This window comes from Ideonella sp. BN130291 (assembly GCF_036231905.1).
Lineage (GTDB): Bacteria > Pseudomonadota > Gammaproteobacteria > Burkholderiales > Burkholderiaceae_C > CAMLIZ01.
In genome coordinates this window covers 27,736-43,113 of the sequence record NZ_JAZARE010000009.1, presented here as the reverse complement: position 1 = coordinate 43,113, position 15,378 = coordinate 27,736, and the positions used below count along the sequence as shown (strand labels likewise).

The window sequence follows — 15,378 nt, the reverse complement described above, 5'->3', positions numbered from 1 at the left end:
AGGTGGAACCCCCAAACCCGTGGGAGAGACGCGCGCTTACAAAATCCGCCGGGGATGCGCCAGCGCCTCGTGCGCTGCGTGCAGCCGACGCACCAGCACCCGGATGAAGGCCGCGTCGAAGAGGTGGCGGGTGCTGGGGCTCACCTGCGCCAGGGTGTCGGGCGTGAAGCAGATGGTGGTGCAGGGCAGCGACACCAGCACGTCGGTGCTGTGCCGGCGCAATTCAGGGCTGGGCGCCAGGTAGGCCATCTCGCCCACCGAGGTGCCGGCGCCCAGCTGGGCCACTTTGGTGCCGTCGCGGAAGACCTCCACCTCGCCCTGGGCAATGATGTGGAAGCTGTTCCCCTCCTGCCCGCGCTTGAACAGCGCATGGCCGAACTTGAAGCGCTGCCACTTGGCCCGGTGCACCACCTCCCACAGCTCCACGTCGCCGAAGCCGGAAAAGAAGTCCAGCGTGCGGAGCAGGTTGAAGCGCTCGGAGTCCAGCACGCCCTGGATGCGGCCACGCGGCACCTCCCGGTTGGCCACCAGGGAGGACAACGCCTGGGCAAATTCGTCCCAGGACGTGTGGCGTTCGGCCGGGTCCTTGGCCAGGGCACGGCGGATCACCTCGTCCAGCCGCGGCGGCACACCGTCACGCAGGTTCACCAGCGGCGGCGGCTCGGCGTTGTAGATCTGGTTCATCAGCGCGGTCTGCGACTGCGCGTCGAAGGGCGGGCGCCCGGCCACCAGGTGGTAGATCACCGCGGCCAGCGAATAGATGTCGGCGCGCGCGTCCAGCGTGCTGCCGTCCAGCTGCTCGGGCGACATGTAGGCCAGCGAGCCCACGCGGAAGATCTGGGTGCGGTCGGACGTGAGGTTGAGCACGCTGCCGAAGTCGGTGACCTTGACGTCGATCACCTGGTCGTTTTCCACCACCGCCAGGATGTTGGCCGGCTTGACGTCGCGGTGGATCAGGCCTTGGCGGTACACATACCCCAGCGCCATCGCGCACTTGAAGCCGATCTCCACGATCTGCTCCAGGGACAGCAGTGCGTCCGCCCGGCAGAAGCGGCGCAGGGTGATGCCCTGCACATACTCCATCACCAGGTAAGGCGACACCGGGTCGGCCACGGCGTCGAAGATCTGCACCACGTTCGGGTGCTGCAGCCGGCCCACCAGCGCGGCCTCGGCGGCAAAGAAGCGCTCGTAGTAGTGCCCTTCCGGCATGTCGCCGATCTCGCCGCCCAGCATGGCGGCGCGCACCCGCTTGATGGCCACCACCCGGCCGTGGAAGTTGTCGCGCGCGAGGAAGACCTCGCTGGTGGCGCCCTCGCCCAGCTTGCGTAGCACCTCGTACTTGCCGATATGGCCGGGCAGCGCGGCGTCGAACGGCAGCGAGTCGGTGAGCATCGGTGGGGCTTGGGACATGAAGGCAAGGCGCCGGCACAGGCGAGCCTGCAGCATCGCGGCTTGTGCATGATGCGCCCGTCCGCGGGCCGGCGGTACACCGAACAAGCGCATAAACATCCGGCAATCCGGCCCGCCGGACGGCGTCCGCACCAGGCCCCACCCCTAAAATCGCCCGATGATCCAAGCCAAGCAGGACCTGCTGCACGCCTTGCGTGACGCGGTCGCCGAACTGGGGCCCGTGCTGGGCCCCGCCTCCTCCGGCTTCACGCCCGCCTTCGAATCGCCCAAGCAGGCCTCGCATGGCGACCTGGCCGTCACCGCCGCCATGCAGCTGGCCCGGCCGGCGAAGAAAAACCCGCGCGAGCTGGCCCAGGCGCTGGTGGCCGCGCTGGAGCGCCAACCTGCGGTGCAGCGCTGGGTGCAGGCCCTGGAGATCGCCGGCCCCGGCTTCATCAACCTGCGCCTGAAGGACGCCGCCAAGCAGGCGGTGGTGGCCGAAGTGCTGCGCGCCGGCGATGCGTTCGGCCACCAGCAGTCCAACCACCAGCGCGTGATGGTGGAGTTCGTGTCGGCCAACCCCACCGGCCCGCTGCACGTGGGCCACGGCCGCCAGGGCGCGCTTGGGGATTCGATCTGCAACCTGTTCCAGACCCAGGGCTGGAACGTGACGCGGGAGTTCTATTACAACGACGCCGGTGTGCAGATCGGCACGCTGGCGCTGAGCACCCAGTGCCGCATCAAGGGCCTGAAGCCCGGCGATCCGGGCTGGCCGGAAAGCGCCTACAACGGCGAGTACATCGCCGACATCGCGGCCGACTTCCTGGCGAAGAAGACGGTCAAGGCCGACGACCGCGTGTTCACCGCCTCGGGCGACCCCGACGACCTGGATGGCATCCGGCAGTTCGCGGTGGCCTATCTGCGCCACGAGCAGGACCTGGACCTGCAGGCCTTCGGCGTGCGCTTCGACAACTACTTCCTCGAGTCCAGCCTCTACGGCGACCAGCTGGTGGACAAGACCGTGCAGCGCCTAGTGGCCGCCGGCAAGACCTTCGAGCAGGACGGCGCGCTGTGGCTGAAGACCACCGACTACGGCGACGACAAGGACCGCGTGATGCGCAAGTCCGACGGCACCTACACCTACTTCGTGCCGGACGTGGCCTACCACATCAACAAGTGGGAGCGCGGTTTCACCAAGGTGGTCAACGTGCAGGGCACCGACCACCACGGCACCATCGCCCGGGTGCGCGGCGGGCTGCAGGCGGCCAACGTGGGCATCCCGCCCGGCTACCCGGACTACGTGCTGCACAAGATGGTCACCGTGATGAAGGGTGGCCAGGAGGTCAAGCTGGGCAAGCGCCAGGGCGGCTACGTCACCCTGCGCGACCTGATCGACTGGACCAGCCGCGACGCCGTGCGCTTCTTCCTGGTCAGCCGCAAGGCGGACACGGAATTCGTGTTCGACATCGACCTGGCGCTGAAGCAGAACGACGAGAACCCGGTGTTCTACGTGCAGTACGCCCATGCGCGCATCTGCTCGGTGCTGGCCCAGGCCAAGCAGAAGATCGGTCAGGACGAGGACCAGCTGCACACCGCCGACCTGAGCCGCCTGAGCGCGCCCACCGAGACCGCGCTCATGCTCAAGCTGGCCGCCTTCCCGGAGATGCTGGGCCGGGCGGCGGCCGAGCTGGCGCCGCATGACGTGGCCTTCTACCTGCGCGACCTGGCGGCGGCTTTCCACAGCTACTACGCGGCCGAGCGTTTTCTGGTCGATGATGCCGAGCTCGCCAAGGCCCGCCTCGCGCTGCTGGCCGCCACCCGCCAAGTGCTGCGCAATGCCCTGGCGCTGCTGGGCGTGAGCGCGCCGCGTTCCATGACCCGGGAAGAAAGCGAAGAGATCACTGCATGAAATCCGCAAAGAGCGAAAAGGGCGGCTTTGTCCTCGGCCTGATCGTCGGCCTGTTGATCGGGCTGGCGCTGGCGCTGGGTGTGGCGCTGTACGTCACCAAGGTGCCGGTGCCCTTTGTCAACAAGGTGCCGCAGCGCACGCCCGAGCAGGACGCCGCCGAGGTGGAGCGCAACAAGAACTGGGATCCGAACGCGCCGCTGGCCGGCAAGCAGGTCAAGCCCATCATCCACAGCGCATCGGCTCCCGCCTCCGGGGCGGCGCCCGCACCGGGCGCGATGCCGCCGGCCCCCGCCGTGGTGGGCCGCCCGGCCGAGGCGCCGGACAACCGGGCGGCCGCCTCGCGGCCCGTGGCGCGTGACCCGGGCGCCATCCTCTCGGGCCAGCCGGTGTCGCCGGCCGCCGCACCGATGGTGGGAGGGGCCAAGTCGGCCAAACCGGAGGCCGGCGCGTTCACTTACTTCGTGCAGGCCGGCGCCTTTGCCCGCCCCGAGGACGCGGAACAACAACGGGCCAAGCTGGCGATGATGGGCATGGGCGCGCGCGTCACCGAGCGGGAACAGTCCGGCCGCACCGTGTATCGGGTGCGCCTGGGGCCCTTCGACCGCAAGGAAGACGCCGACGCCGCGCAGGAACGGTTGCAGGCGGCCAGTGTCGAATCGGCGCTGGTGCGGGTGGAAGCCGCGGCGCATTGAACTTCACAACGAAAGGACATGGGATGAAACGGCGCGACTTTTCGGCGCAACTGGCGGCAGCGGCTTTGGGCCTGCCGTTCCTCGGCAGCAGCGCCTTCGCCCAGGGCGGCCCGGTCGAGGGCACCCACTACATCAAGCTGAACCAGCCGGTGCCGGTGCCGGCCAACGGCAAGATCAACATCGTCGAGTTCTTCTGGTACGGCTGCCCGCACTGCAATGCGTTCGAGCCCTCGCTGGACGCCTGGAGCAAGAAGCTGCCGGCGGATGTGAACTTCCAGCGCGCGCACGTGGCCTTCAGCGCCCTGCACGAAACCCACTCCAAGATCTTCTACTCGCTGGAGACCATGGGGCTGGTGGAGCAGATGCACCGCAAGGTGTTCAACGCCATCCACCTGCAGCACAAGCGCCTGGACAAGGACAACGACATCGAAGCGTTCATGACCGAGAACGGCGTGGACGGCAAGAAGTTCATCGAGATCTTCAAGTCCTTCGCGGTGCAGACCAAGGTGCGCCAGGCCAAGCAGCTGTCCGACGGCTACAAGATCGACGGCGTGCCGGCGATCGGCGTGCAGGGCCGCTACTGGACCTCCGTCGGCCTGGCCGGCGGCCATGAGCAGGCGCTGCAAGTGGTGAACTTCCTGGCTCGCAAGAGCAAGGCCTGACACCGGCGGCGACGGCGGCTTCGGCGGCCGCCGTCAAGTTGTTCCGAAAACGGCCCCAGATATTTGCGGGTGCCCGTCCGGCATGGACAGCGACCGTCGTTAGAATGGTCTGCAAGTTCCATGCCGCAATGAAACACCTGCTGACCCCTTCCCTTCTCCGCGCTGCCGCGCTGCTGGCCGGCGCCGCCGTCTCGGCCCCTGCGGCCTGGGCCGACAAGGCCGACCGCAACCAGCCGATGACGATCGCCGCCGACCAGCAAAGCACCGTGGACCTGCTCAAGCAGGTGGTGGTGTTCAACGGCAACGTGGTCATCACCCAGGGTTCGCTGGCCATCCATGCCGACCGGGTGGAAGTGCGCGAGAGCCCCGAAGGCTTCCGCAGCGCGCTGGCCCAGGGCGCGCCCAATCGCCCGGCCACCTTCCGCCAGAAGCGCGACGGCACCGACGAATACATCGAAGGCACGGCCGACCGCGTGGAATACGACGGCCAGGCCGACACGGTGCACTTCATCGGCCATGCCAAGGTCAAGCGCCTGCGCGGCGCCACCGTAGCCGACGAGATCAACGGCAACGAGATCACCTACAACAACGTGGCGGAGCTGTTCAGCGTGCAGGGCGGCCCGAGCAACGTGACGCCCGCCAACCCCACCGGCCGGGTGCGCGCGGTGCTCACACCGCGCGGCACCGCGGCCTCCGCGCCCGCGCCCAAGCCGGCCGCACCGCTGGCACCGTCCGGCACGCTGGGGGAGCGCCGATGAGCCCACGGGCCGTTTCCAAGGCGCTTGCCGCATGAGCCGCCGGGCCGTTCCCCCGGAGAAGAGCGCAGCCCCCTGGGCGGAGCCTTCCCGATGAGCGCGGTGCTGGACACGCAGGCTGCCGGGGCCGGCGCCACCACGGCCACCAGCCGGCTGGAAGCGGTGGGCCTGCAGAAGGCCTACGGTTCGCGCAAGGTGGTGAAGGACGTGCGCCTCGCGGTGGGCGCTGGCGAGGTGGTGGGCCTGCTGGGCCCCAACGGCGCCGGCAAGACCACCAGCTTCTACATGATCGTCGGCCTGGTGCGGGCCGACGCGGGCGAGATCCTGATCGACGGCCAGCCGGTGCAGCACAAGCCCATCCACCAGCGTTCGCGCCTGGGGCTGTCCTACCTGCCGCAGGAAGCGTCCATCTTCCGCAAGCTCACCGTGGAGGAGAACATCCGCGCGGTGCTGGAGCTGCAGCAGGGCGAGGACGGCAAGCCGCTGAAGAAGGACGTCATCGAGCAGTTGCTCAACGGCCTGCTGGAAGACCTGAGCATCGAGAAGCTGCGCTCCAGCCCGGCACCGGCGCTGTCCGGCGGCGAGCGCCGGCGGGTGGAGATCGCCCGCGCACTGGCCACGCAGCCGCGTTTCATCCTGCTGGACGAGCCCTTCGCTGGCGTGGACCCGATCGCGGTGATCGAGATCCAGCGCATCATCAGCTTCCTCAAGGCGCGCGGCATCGGCGTGCTGATCACCGACCACAACGTGCGCGAGACGCTGGGCATCTGCGACCGCGCGTACATCATCAGCGAGGGCCGCGTGCTCGCCGAAGGCGTGCCGCAGGACATCGTCGAGAACCCGGACGTGCGCAAGGTGTACCTCGGCGAACACTTCCGGATGTAGTCATGCGAGCCATGAGCAGTAAAGCAGCATGAAACCCTCCCTGCAGATCCGCCTGTCGCAGCATCTGGCGCTCACGCCCCAGCTGCAGCAGTCCATCCGCCTGTTGCAGCTGTCCACACTGGAGCTGCACCAGGAGGTCGAGCAGATGCTCGAGCAGAACCCTTTCCTCGAAGTGGACGAAGAAGCCCCCACGCCGTTCGAGACCTCCATCGAGCGCGCGACGGTGGAGCGCACCAGCTCCAGCGAACGCGAGGAGTCGGAGTCGCACACCAGCGAGGCCGGTGGCGACGACTCAGGCGCCGGCGTGGACGGCGCCGAGTTCGGCACCACCGAACGCGAGGACTGGGAAAACGGCACCGAGCGCGACGACTTCGATGGCATCCGCGAAACGCCGTCCGCGAGCAGCGGCACCAACAACGCCGACGACGACTTCGAGCCGCAGGAGCGCGGCGCGCAAGGCCCGTCGCTGCAGGACCACCTGCGCAACCAGATGTGCGGCATGCGGCTGTCGGCGGAGGACGCCGCGGCCCTGCACATCCTGATCGAATCGCTGGACGAGGACGGCTACCTGGCCGACCCGCTGGAAGAGATCGCCCAGCGCCTGCTGGACGACGACGACGATGGAGATGCGCGCGAGGAGCTGCTGGACCGGCTGCAGTGCGCGCTCAAGTGGCTGCAGAGCCTGGAGCCGCTGGGCGTGGGCGCGCGCAACCTGGGCGAGTGCCTGAGCCTGCAGCTGCGCGCCCTGCCGCGCAGCGAGGCGCAGATGGTCGCCATCATCGTCTGCAAGCAGCACCTGGACCTGCTGGCGCGGCGCGACCTGAAGAAGCTGATGGCCGCCACCGGCGCCGACGAGGACCTGCTCAAGGCCGCGCAGGCGCTGATCGTCAGCTGCGAGCCCAAACCCGGCCGCCCGTTTGCGCGTGCCGAGTCGCACATCGTGGTGCCGGACGTGATCGTGCAGAAGTCCGGCCGCAACTGGAAGGTGGTGCTCAATCCGGACGTGATGCCCAAGCTGCGCATCAACGACCTGTACGCGCAGGCCATCCGGGGCGCCCGTGGTGCGGGCGGCGCGTCCAACCTGGGCGCGCGGCTGCAGGAGGCGCGCTGGTTCATGAAGAACATCCAGCAGCGCTTCGACACCATCCTGCGCGTGAGCCAGGCGATCGTCGAGCGGCAGAAGAACTTCTTCACCCATGGCGAGATCGCGATGAAGCCGCTGGTGCTGCGCGAGATCGCCGACGAACTCGGCCTGCACGAAAGCACCATCTCGCGCGTGACGACGGCCAAGTACATGGCCACCACCTACGGCACCTTCGAGCTGAAGTACTTCTTCGGCTCCTCGCTCAACACCGAAGCCGGCGGCAATGCCTCCAGCACCGCAGTGCGTGCGCTCATCAAGCAGCTGGTGGCGGCCGAAGATGCGGCCAAGCCGCTGTCGGACAGTCAGCTCAGCCAGATGCTCGAGGAGCAAGGCATCCAGGTGGCCCGCCGCACGGTGGCCAAGTACCGGGAGGCGCTGAAGATCGCGCCGGCCAACCTGCGCAAGGCCATGTGATGGAGCCACCCACCGTCAGGCGCCCGCAGCGATGATCCCTGCCCTCTTTCTTCCCTGCGCCCAAGGCGTCGAGCCACTGCTGGTGGACGAGCTGCAGCGCCTGCCCGGCCTGGGCGCAGCCCGCATCGAGCCCTGGCGCGGCGGCGCGGTGGTGCATGCCAACAGCGTGGACGAGGTGCCGGTGCTGGCGATGCACTGCAACCTGGAAAGCCGGCTGGCGCAGCGGGTGCTCTGGCCGCTGGCCTTCGGCGAATACCGCAACGAACACGATCTCTACGACCTGGCGCGCTCGGTGGACTGGCTGCAGTGGATCACCCCGCGCGAGACGCTCAAGGTCGACATCACCGCCACGCGATCGCCGCTGCAGAGCCTGAACTTCGCGCTGCTGCGCATCAAGGATGCGGTGTGCGACGTGCTGCGTGACGCCACCGGCGAACGCCCCAGCGTCGACACGCACCGGCCGCACCTGCCACTGCTGCTGCACCTCACCGCCCAGGACGCCACGCTCTATGTGGACACCTCCGGCGAGGCACTGTTCAAGCGCGGCTGGCGCGACGACAAGGGCGAGGCCCCGCTGAAGGAAACCCTGGCCGCCGCGATGCTGGCCGCGGCCGGCTGGCAAGGCCGCGCCCAGGACGGGCCGCTGCTGGACCCGTGCTGCGGCGCCGGCACCATCGCGATCGAAGCGGCCCAGCTGGCCTGCGGCATCGCGCCCGGATCGCAGCGGCGTTTTGCCTTCGAACGGCTGGCACCCTTTCGTGCCGCCTTGCCGCAATGGCAGCAGATCAAGCAGGCGGCCCAGGCGCGGGTGCACGCGCCGGCGGTGGCGGTGTATGCCGGCGATGTGTCCTTCCGCATGACGGACTTCGCCACCCGCAATGCCGAACGCGCAGGCGTGCTGGAGGCGATCGAGTTCAAGACCGCCGACGCGCTGCAGCGGCCCGCGCCGGGTGCCGCCGGCACGCTGATGCTGAACCCGCCCTACGGCGAGCGCATTGACCCCAAGGGCCGGGGCTCGGCCGGGCACGCGGCGCGCCAGGGCTTCGAAGACGGCGCCGGTCCGGCCGAGTTCTTTGCGCAGCTGGCCAGCCACTGGAAGAAGCAGTACAGCGGCTGGACCGCCTGGGTGCTGAGCCCGGACGCCAAGCTGCCGTCGTGGATGCGGCTGAAGGAAAGTCGGCGCGTGCCGCTGTGGAACGGCCCGATCGAATGCCGGCTGTTCCGCTTCGACCTGGTGGCCGGCTCGCTGCGGCGGCCCGCTTCGGCGCCTGCCAGCGGCGATGGCGGCGCGGCCTGAGCCGGCGCACGGCCGCGCGCCAACGCCCAGGCCCCTGGCCGACCCGGCCGCCGACGCACCGCTGCCGCTGAGCCCGCCGGACACCCGGCGCCAGCTTCTCTCCATGGTGGGCTCGCGCGCTTCCGCCGAGCTTGCCGGCCTGGTGATTCCGCCGGTGCTGCTGTGGACCTTCCCCGCCGGCCGGGACAGCCGCGCGGTGTGGGCTTGGGCGTGTGCCTACTGGCTGATGTCGCTGCTCGTGGTCGGCGCGCGGCGCGCCTTCCGGCGCGACCTGGCCACCCTGGCGCCTGAGCCTCTGCATGCACGCTGGCTGCCGCGCTTTCACTGGGCCGGCGTCGGCTATGGGCTGTGCTGGGGTGGGCTGGCCGTGGCTGCGCTGGACGCTCGCTCGTTCGAATACGGCGTGCTGGTGTACCTGGTGCTGGCGGCTTCCACCGCATCGGCGGCCGCTTTCGCCACCGGCGTGATGGGCGTGTTCCGGCGCTACTTTTTCGCCTGCTGGAGCATCGCGCTGCCAGCCGTGCCGTGGGTGTTCCCTTTGCACTGGCACGCGGTGCTTCCGTTGGCGCTGCTGTATTGCGCGATGGTGTGGCGCCACGCCCGCCATTCGCATGCCTTCCTGGTGGAACAGGCCGGCCTGAAGGAGCAGAGCGCGCACCTCGCCGAGCAGCATCGCGCGGCCAGCGAGGAGGCGCGCCGCGCACTGGCCGCCAAAAGCTACTTTCTCGCCACCGCCAGCCACGACCTGCGCCAGCCGCTCTATGCCCTGGCATTGACGGTGCAGACGGCCCGCGAGCGCAATGCCGACCCGGCCCTGGCGCCGGTGCTCGACGAGCTGCGCCATGCGGCCAGCAACATCAACGAGATGTTCGATTCGCTGCTGGACCTGTCGCGCATCGAGGCCGGTGTCTACACGCCGCAGCTGCAGCCCTGCGACCTGGGCACCCTGCTGGCCGGGCTGCATGCCCAGTGTGCGGCCGAAGCCGCCGCCCGCGGCCTGGCCTGGCGGCTGCGCCTGCCGGCGTGCACGGTGCTTGTGCACGCCGATCCGCTGCTGCTGCGGCGCGCCGTGTCCAACCTGCTGCACAACGCCTTGCGCTACACACCCGCCGGCGGCGTGCTGCTGGCGTGCAGGCGCCGCGGCGCGCACTGGCAGGTGCAGGTGTGGGACACGGGCGTCGGTGTGGCCGATGCGTCACACGAGCGCATCTTTTCGCCGTTCTACCGCGAGGGCAACGCCTGGTCGGTGAGCAGCGAAGGCCATGGCTTGGGGCTGTCGGTGGTGGCCGAATGCGCGCGCCTGATGGACGCCCGCATCGGTGTGTCGTCGCGGCTGGGCAAGGGCTCCTGCTTCTGGCTGGCCCTGCCCCTCGCAGCACGCGATGCAGTGGCCGCCATACCCATGCCGGGCGCCTCTGCCGCCTTGCCACCGCTGGGCGGGCGCTGCCTGGTGATCGACGACGACCCGGGTGTGACGGCCGCCTGGCGCGGCCTGCTGGCCGCCTGGCAGGTGGACGCGCGCTTCGCCGCGCATGGCAAGCAGGCGCTGGCCCACCTGGAGGCCGGCTTCCGGCCCCAGGTGCTGCTGTGCGACCAGCGCCTGCGTTCGGCCGAAAGCGGCTTCCAGCTGATGCAGGCGCTGCTGGAGCGCCTGCCCGATGCGCGCGGCGCCATGGTGAGCGGCGAGCTGCAGTCCCCCGAGCTGGCCGCCGCGGACGCCGAGGGCTACGTGGTGCTGCGCAAGCCGGTGGCGCCGGAGGCGCTGCATGCGCTGCTTCAGCGCTGGCTGCGCGAGGACGGTGCCGCGGGCTGATCGCCGGCGGCCAGCACCAGGCGGCGCCCACGCAGCAGCGCGATCGCCTCCATGCGGGTGGCCACGTCCAGCCGCCGCAGCACCGCGGTGACGTGCTCCTTGATGGTGGAGTCGGCCACGCCCAGGGCCTGGGCGATGCGCTTGTTGGGCTGCCCGTCGAGCAGCAACGCGAGCACCCGGCCCTGCTGCTGCGTGAGCCCCAGGTCGGCGGGCCGCACGTCGATCTCCCGCTGCGGGCCCGCCGCCGCGCGTGCGGGCGAGAACCAGCAGCCGCCTTCGAGCACGCAGACCACGGCATGGCGCACCGTCTCGGGCGGCTCGGCCTTGCTGACGAAACCCCGCGCCCCGGCGCGGCGCGCCTGCGCCACCACCTCGGGCCGGTCGTCGCCGCTGACCACCAGCACCGCGGTGTCGGGCGCCTGGCGCATCAGGTGGCGCAGCAGCGACTCCGTGTCGCCCGACGACAGCCAGAAGTCCACGATGGCCAGCCGTGGCGGCCCGCGTTGCGCGAGCGCGCGGTCCACGCCGTCGGCGTCCGCCACCGCCACCACCTCCTGCACGCCGGGGATGCCGGCGAGGAACTGCTGCAGCCCGGCGCGCGCCATCGGATGGTCGTCGACCACCAGCACATGGCTGGCGGGTTCGGCAGGCTGGCGCGGCGGCGGGAAGGGGGTGTCGAACATCCGGTTACGTCAACCCGATCGAAGCAGGGTTGTGGCGGTGGAGCTGCCATTTTGACAATCGCGGCACTGCGCGTCGTCGTAACGGCACCACCATCCGCGCTGCTCGCGTGCCCTTCTCAACACCCTGCGTCATTTCATGCCCCGCACCACTCCCCTGCTTCGATGGCTCATGGCCAGTACCTGTGCCGCCGCACTCAGCGCCTGCGGCGGTGGCGGCGACGGACCGGCCACCGACAGCCCCATCGCACAAGCGCCCCAGCCGGCGCCGGGACCGGCCCCATCGCCGTCACCCGCACCCACGCCCACGCCCGCGCCCGCACCAACACCTGCGCCGGCCCCGGCCACGGCCAGCGGCGACTTCCGGACCGAAGCCGCCACCGACACCGGCGCGCAGACCGAAGCGCAGGCCAACAGCCTGGCCGCCGCCGGCTATGCGTTCATCGGCCCCTTCTCAAGCCATGCCAGCCCGTCGGCGATGGCGCAGCTGTACCTGCGCTTCAGCGGCCGCAGCGCCACCAGCCTGCAATACGCGTTGAAGGCGGCGCCCGACGACGCAGCGGCCTTCGAGGCGCTGCTGGACAGCCAAGGCGCGCAGGGCTTCGTCTACAAGGGCAGCGCAAGCGCCTCCGAGGGCATGGTGGCCATGCTGGTACGCGACACCACCCGGCCGGGCAGCGTGGCGTACTCGCTGGCGCCGGCCTCGCTGACCGACAGCATCGACAGCCTGCTGGCCACGCTGAACGCCCGCGGCGCGCAAGGCGAACGCTGGCGCGGCCCGCTGGGCTTCGGCACACAGGTGCTCGACATGCGCCATCTCTTCGAGCGCGTGGGTGCGACCCCACCGACCTTCGTGTACGAAGCGGTGAAGCTGGGCAGCGCCTCCGGCCCGGCCGACGCCCAGGCGCTGCTGAGCCAGCTCAACGCGCATGGCGCCAACGGCGGCCGCTTCCTCGGCACCTACTTCACCGGTGGCGAGACCGCGATGCTGTTCGAAAGACGCAGCGGCGACACCGCGGCGGTGGTTTACGAGGTGGAACCCGTGGACCGCAACGAGACCCTGGCGGCGATGGTGCAGCGCCTGAACACGCAGGCGGCACTCGGGCGCTTCTTCTGGAGCGACTTCGCCACCGCAGACGGCGCCATCGTGCGGGTGTATGTGCGCGACAGGGTGCTGGACCACCCGCTGTACGGCGCGGTGTTCCCCTAGACCAGGGCCCTGGGCGCTGCTGCCGCGGCACGACGCCGCAGCAGCGCCAGCCACACCAGCGCAGCGCCCACCAGGGCGATCGGCAACAGCGTACCGACGTTCATGCCGGTCCAGCCGCTGGTGGTGACCAATGCGCCGGAGCTGAACGAGGTGATGGTCATCGTGCTGTAGATGGCGGTGTCCATCGCGGCCTGGGCACGGGTGCGCTCGTCCGGGCGGTAGGCCTCGGTGAACAGCGCCGTGCCGCCGATGAAGAGGAAGTTCCAGCCCAGGCCCAGCGCGATCAGCGCGGCCAGGAAGTGCATCAGGTCCACACCCGACAGCGCGATGCCGACGCACACCGCGTTGAGCAGCAGGCCCAGTGCCATGACGGGCAGCGCGCCCACGCGCTTGATCAATGCGCCGGTGAAGAAGCTGGGCACGAACATGCCGAGCACATGCCACTCCAGCACCAGCGCCGCGCTGCTGAAAGGGTGCGAACACTGTGCCATCGCGATCGGCGTGGCGGCCATCAGCAGGTTCATCACGCCGTAACCGAGCGCGCTGGCGGTGACCGCGACGATGAACACCGGCTGCCGCGCCAGTTCGGCCAGCGGCCGGCCGCCACGCGCTTCGGCGGCGGTGGGCATGGCCGGAAAGTGAATCCGGCTCATCACCCCCAGCGACAGCAGCGCCACCCCGATCAGCGCGAGGTAGGCGCCGGCAAATGGCTGGGGCAGCAGGTCGCGCGTGCTGCTCGCCAGCTGCGGCCCGGCCACGGCACCGAGGATGCCGCCGGCCAGCACCCAGGAGATCGCACGCTCCTTGGCAGGCACCGGCACGAGCTCCACCGCGGCAAAGCGGTACAGCGAGCCGTTGGCGTTGTAGTAACCCGCCGTGGCGGTGGCGAACACCAGCAGCCAGAACTGATGCGTGAGCGCCGCGGCTGCACACAGCGCCGCACTGCACATGGCCACCACCAGGCCCAGCTGGAAGCTGCGCCGGCGGCCGAAGCGGCGCTGGTGCGAGGCCACCAGCGGCGCGCTCAGCGCGGCGCCGGCCACATAGGCCATCACCGGCAAGGTGGCCATCCAGGGTCGCGGCGCGAGTGCCAGCCCGACCAGGCCGTTGATCGCGATGAAGGTGACGTTGTTGGTGAGGTACAGGCCCTGGCACAGGGTGAGCAGCAGCAGCGGACGGTTCATCGCCCGCAGCCTACGCCAAGCCAGGCCAGCACGGCCAAGGGCGCGGTGTCCGCACGCAGCACGCGCGGGCCCAGGCTCACGGGCTGGAAGCCGGCGGTGTGCGCCAGCGCTTCCTCGCGCGGCGTCAAGCCGCCCTCCGGGCCGCTGAGCACGCACACGGCCGCCGGTGCAACCGCCATCGTGGCCAGCGCGGGCAGCGGCTCGCCCAGGCTGAGCAACCAGCGCATGCCGCCGGCCGCCGGCCCGCCGGCCAGCCAGCGTGCGATGTCCTGCACCGGCTCGATCACCGGCACCCGCGTGCGGCCGCACTGCTCGGCCGCGGCGACGGCGATGCCTTGCCAGTGCTCACGCCGCTTGTCGGCCCGCTCACCGGCCAGGCGCAACACCGAACGCTCGCACAGCAGCGGCTGGATCGCTGCCACGCCGAGCTCGGTGGCTTTTTCGACCAGCGCGTCCATGCGGTCGTTGGCCGGCATGCCGAGCGCCAGCGTCACCGCCAACGGCAGCTCGCGCTCCACCGCCTCGCCGGCGCCCACGAGCACCGCCACGTCGCTGCGCCCCATGCGCACCACCGTGGCGTCAAACTCGATGCCCTCACCGTTGAACAGGCGCAGCGGCGCCCCCGGCTGCAGGCGCAGCACCTGCACATGGCGGGCGGCACCGGCCGGCAGGTCGAGGGGTTGGCCCTCAGCGAGGGGATGCGGAACGTACAGGCGCGGAACAGGCATGGGCTGGCAGTGTGCCAAAGCGGACGCCTCGCGGGGTGGCCGCGGTCCCCCGCGGCCGGGCCGACACTCTTCAGCCTTGGATACCGAGCGCCACGCGCAGGTGGCGCATGCCGGCTTCGCCGTGCTCTTCCTTCACCTGGTTCAGGAACCGCTGGGCCACCCCCTGCATCTCCTGGAGGTTGGCGCACTTCTCCACATCCAGGATCACGCGGTAGCCCTTGATGAGGCCGAAGCGTTCCTTGGCCTGGCTGGTGAGCAGGGTGTAGAGCTGGTCGTAGCTCAGCGCGTTCATGGCGGCCGTCAGCTGCTCGACACTCGGTTCGCGCTTGCCCTGCGACGCGGCCGGCGCACCGGCGGGTGCGGCCGCTGCCTCCACCAGGCCCTGGGCCAGCAGCCCTTCGAGGTCCGCCTCGGTGGCGCCATGGACCAGCCCGAGCCACTCGTTGGCGGGGCGGGACCCGTCGATGATGAGCAACAGGTTGCGCGCCGTGCGCGACAACGGCAGAGCGCGCGCCTTGATCTCGGCGCGGCCAGCTTCGGTCTTGCTGCAGCGTGGGTTCATGATCGACTCCTTGACAGCTTCACACTCTATGCCCAGGGCCGCGCCCAGGCAGTG

Annotated in this window: 14 protein-coding genes; 9 read left to right on the top strand and 5 right to left on the bottom strand. The window is 70.2% G+C overall.

Translation table 11 applies throughout. The features are described 5' to 3' along the window. Positions 1-36: 36 nt before the first annotated feature. The gene (locus VPH43_RS19230; protein WP_328579363.1) at positions 37-1,410 is read right to left on the bottom strand and encodes a serine/threonine-protein kinase; all 1,374 of its coding nucleotides are present in this window, start codon (positions 1,408-1,410) and stop codon (positions 37-39) included. A gap of 157 nt (positions 1,411-1,567) precedes the next feature. On the opposite strand from VPH43_RS19230, the gene argS reads away from it, so the two are divergent. From argS to VPH43_RS19190, 8 genes are all read left to right on the top strand, one after another. Beyond that, positions 1,568-3,298 carry an arginine--tRNA ligase gene (gene argS / locus VPH43_RS19225; protein ID WP_328579362.1) on the top strand — a complete coding sequence of 577 codons (1,731 nt, stop codon included), beginning with the start codon at positions 1,568-1,570 and terminating at the stop codon, positions 3,296-3,298. Further along, positions 3,295-3,990 (top strand): SPOR domain-containing protein, encoded by a 696-nt coding sequence (locus VPH43_RS19220; RefSeq protein WP_328579361.1) that lies wholly within the window; start codon positions 3,295-3,297, stop codon positions 3,988-3,990. Before argS ends, VPH43_RS19220 begins: the two co-directional genes overlap by 4 nt. Positions 3,991-4,013: 23 nt before the next feature. Continuing rightward, positions 4,014-4,652: a thiol:disulfide interchange protein DsbA/DsbL gene (locus VPH43_RS19215; protein WP_328579360.1), complete on the top strand. Its 639-nt coding sequence runs from the start codon at positions 4,014-4,016 to the stop codon at positions 4,650-4,652. A 128-nt stretch (positions 4,653-4,780) separates the two neighbouring features. Beyond that, the gene (lptA, locus tag VPH43_RS19210) at positions 4,781-5,410 is read left to right on the top strand and encodes a lipopolysaccharide transport periplasmic protein LptA (protein ID WP_328579359.1); all 630 of its coding nucleotides are present in this window, start codon (positions 4,781-4,783) and stop codon (positions 5,408-5,410) included. Between the two features lie 90 nt (positions 5,411-5,500). Beyond that, positions 5,501-6,292, top strand: a complete 792-nt coding sequence (gene lptB / locus VPH43_RS19205; protein ID WP_328579358.1) for an LPS export ABC transporter ATP-binding protein — start codon at positions 5,501-5,503, stop codon at positions 6,290-6,292. A gap of 28 nt (positions 6,293-6,320) precedes the next feature. Beyond that, on the top strand, positions 6,321-7,850 hold the full coding sequence (locus VPH43_RS19200) for an RNA polymerase factor sigma-54 (RefSeq protein ID WP_328579357.1): 1,530 nt from the start codon (positions 6,321-6,323) through the stop codon (positions 7,848-7,850). A 31-nt stretch (positions 7,851-7,881) separates the two neighbouring features. Beyond that, positions 7,882-9,147: a THUMP domain-containing class I SAM-dependent RNA methyltransferase gene (locus VPH43_RS19195; protein ID WP_328579356.1), complete on the top strand. Its 1,266-nt coding sequence runs from the start codon at positions 7,882-7,884 to the stop codon at positions 9,145-9,147. After that, positions 9,131-10,960, top strand: coding sequence for an ATP-binding response regulator (locus tag VPH43_RS19190; protein ID WP_328579355.1), 1,830 nt, complete (start codon positions 9,131-9,133; stop codon positions 10,958-10,960). The genes VPH43_RS19195 and VPH43_RS19190 overlap by 17 nt, the downstream gene beginning before the upstream one ends. Here the strand turns inward: VPH43_RS19190 and VPH43_RS19185 are convergent. Then, positions 10,924-11,643, bottom strand: a complete 720-nt coding sequence (locus VPH43_RS19185) for a response regulator transcription factor (RefSeq protein WP_328579354.1) — start codon at positions 11,641-11,643, stop codon at positions 10,924-10,926. The genes VPH43_RS19190 and VPH43_RS19185 overlap by 37 nt on opposite strands. 169 nt (positions 11,644-11,812) lie before the next feature. Between VPH43_RS19185 and VPH43_RS19180 the strand changes: the two genes are divergently transcribed. Further along, entirely contained in the window at positions 11,813-12,850 is a 1,038-nt protein-coding gene (locus VPH43_RS19180) for a hypothetical protein (RefSeq protein ID WP_328579353.1), read from the top strand. Here VPH43_RS19180 and VPH43_RS19175 read toward each other — a convergent pair. The 3 genes from VPH43_RS19175 to VPH43_RS19165 form a co-directional block, all read right to left on the bottom strand. Continuing rightward, a complete protein-coding gene (locus VPH43_RS19175) occupies positions 12,847-14,034 on the bottom strand; it encodes an MFS transporter (protein WP_328579352.1) in 1,188 nt (395 codons plus the stop codon). The two genes, VPH43_RS19180 and VPH43_RS19175, sit on opposite strands and share 4 nt — an antisense overlap. After that, positions 14,031-14,762 carry a 16S rRNA (uracil(1498)-N(3))-methyltransferase gene (locus VPH43_RS19170; RefSeq protein ID WP_328579351.1) on the bottom strand — a complete coding sequence of 244 codons (732 nt, stop codon included), beginning with the start codon at positions 14,760-14,762 and terminating at the stop codon, positions 14,031-14,033. The genes VPH43_RS19175 and VPH43_RS19170 overlap by 4 nt, the downstream gene beginning before the upstream one ends. A 70-nt stretch (positions 14,763-14,832) precedes the next feature. Further along, complete coding sequence (locus tag VPH43_RS19165; protein ID WP_328579350.1) at positions 14,833-15,324, bottom strand: hypothetical protein; 492 nt, start codon at positions 15,322-15,324, stop codon at positions 14,833-14,835. Positions 15,325-15,378: the final 54 nt, after the last annotated feature.

Excerpts from the sequence above, each read along its gene's own strand:
- argS (WP_328579362.1), top strand. The coding sequence starts at position 1,568 with ATGATCCAAGCCAAGCAGGACCTGCTGCACGCCTTGCGTGACGCGGTC.
- VPH43_RS19220 (WP_328579361.1), top strand. The coding sequence starts at position 3,295 with ATGAAATCCGCAAAGAGCGAAAAGGGCGGCTTTGTCCTCGGCCTGATC.
- VPH43_RS19175 (WP_328579352.1), bottom strand. The coding sequence starts at position 14,034 with ATGAACCGTCCGCTGCTGCTGCTCACCCTGTGCCAGGGCCTGTACCTC.
- VPH43_RS19190 (WP_328579355.1), top strand. The coding sequence starts at position 9,131 with ATGGCGGCGCGGCCTGAGCCGGCGCACGGCCGCGCGCCAACGCCCAGG.
- VPH43_RS19230 (WP_328579363.1), bottom strand. The coding sequence starts at position 1,410 with ATGTCCCAAGCCCCACCGATGCTCACCGACTCGCTGCCGTTCGACGCC.
- VPH43_RS19195 (WP_328579356.1), top strand. The coding sequence starts at position 7,882 with ATGATCCCTGCCCTCTTTCTTCCCTGCGCCCAAGGCGTCGAGCCACTG.
- lptB (WP_328579358.1), top strand. The coding sequence starts at position 5,501 with ATGAGCGCGGTGCTGGACACGCAGGCTGCCGGGGCCGGCGCCACCACG.
- lptA (WP_328579359.1), top strand. The coding sequence starts at position 4,781 with ATGAAACACCTGCTGACCCCTTCCCTTCTCCGCGCTGCCGCGCTGCTG.
- VPH43_RS19200 (WP_328579357.1), top strand. The coding sequence starts at position 6,321 with ATGAAACCCTCCCTGCAGATCCGCCTGTCGCAGCATCTGGCGCTCACG.
- VPH43_RS19185 (WP_328579354.1), bottom strand. The coding sequence starts at position 11,643 with ATGTTCGACACCCCCTTCCCGCCGCCGCGCCAGCCTGCCGAACCCGCC.
- VPH43_RS19170 (WP_328579351.1), bottom strand. The coding sequence starts at position 14,762 with ATGCCTGTTCCGCGCCTGTACGTTCCGCATCCCCTCGCTGAGGGCCAA.
- VPH43_RS19215 (WP_328579360.1), top strand. The coding sequence starts at position 4,014 with ATGAAACGGCGCGACTTTTCGGCGCAACTGGCGGCAGCGGCTTTGGGC.
- VPH43_RS19165 (WP_328579350.1), bottom strand. The coding sequence starts at position 15,324 with ATGAACCCACGCTGCAGCAAGACCGAAGCTGGCCGCGCCGAGATCAAG.
- VPH43_RS19180 (WP_328579353.1), top strand. The coding sequence starts at position 11,813 with ATGGCCAGTACCTGTGCCGCCGCACTCAGCGCCTGCGGCGGTGGCGGC.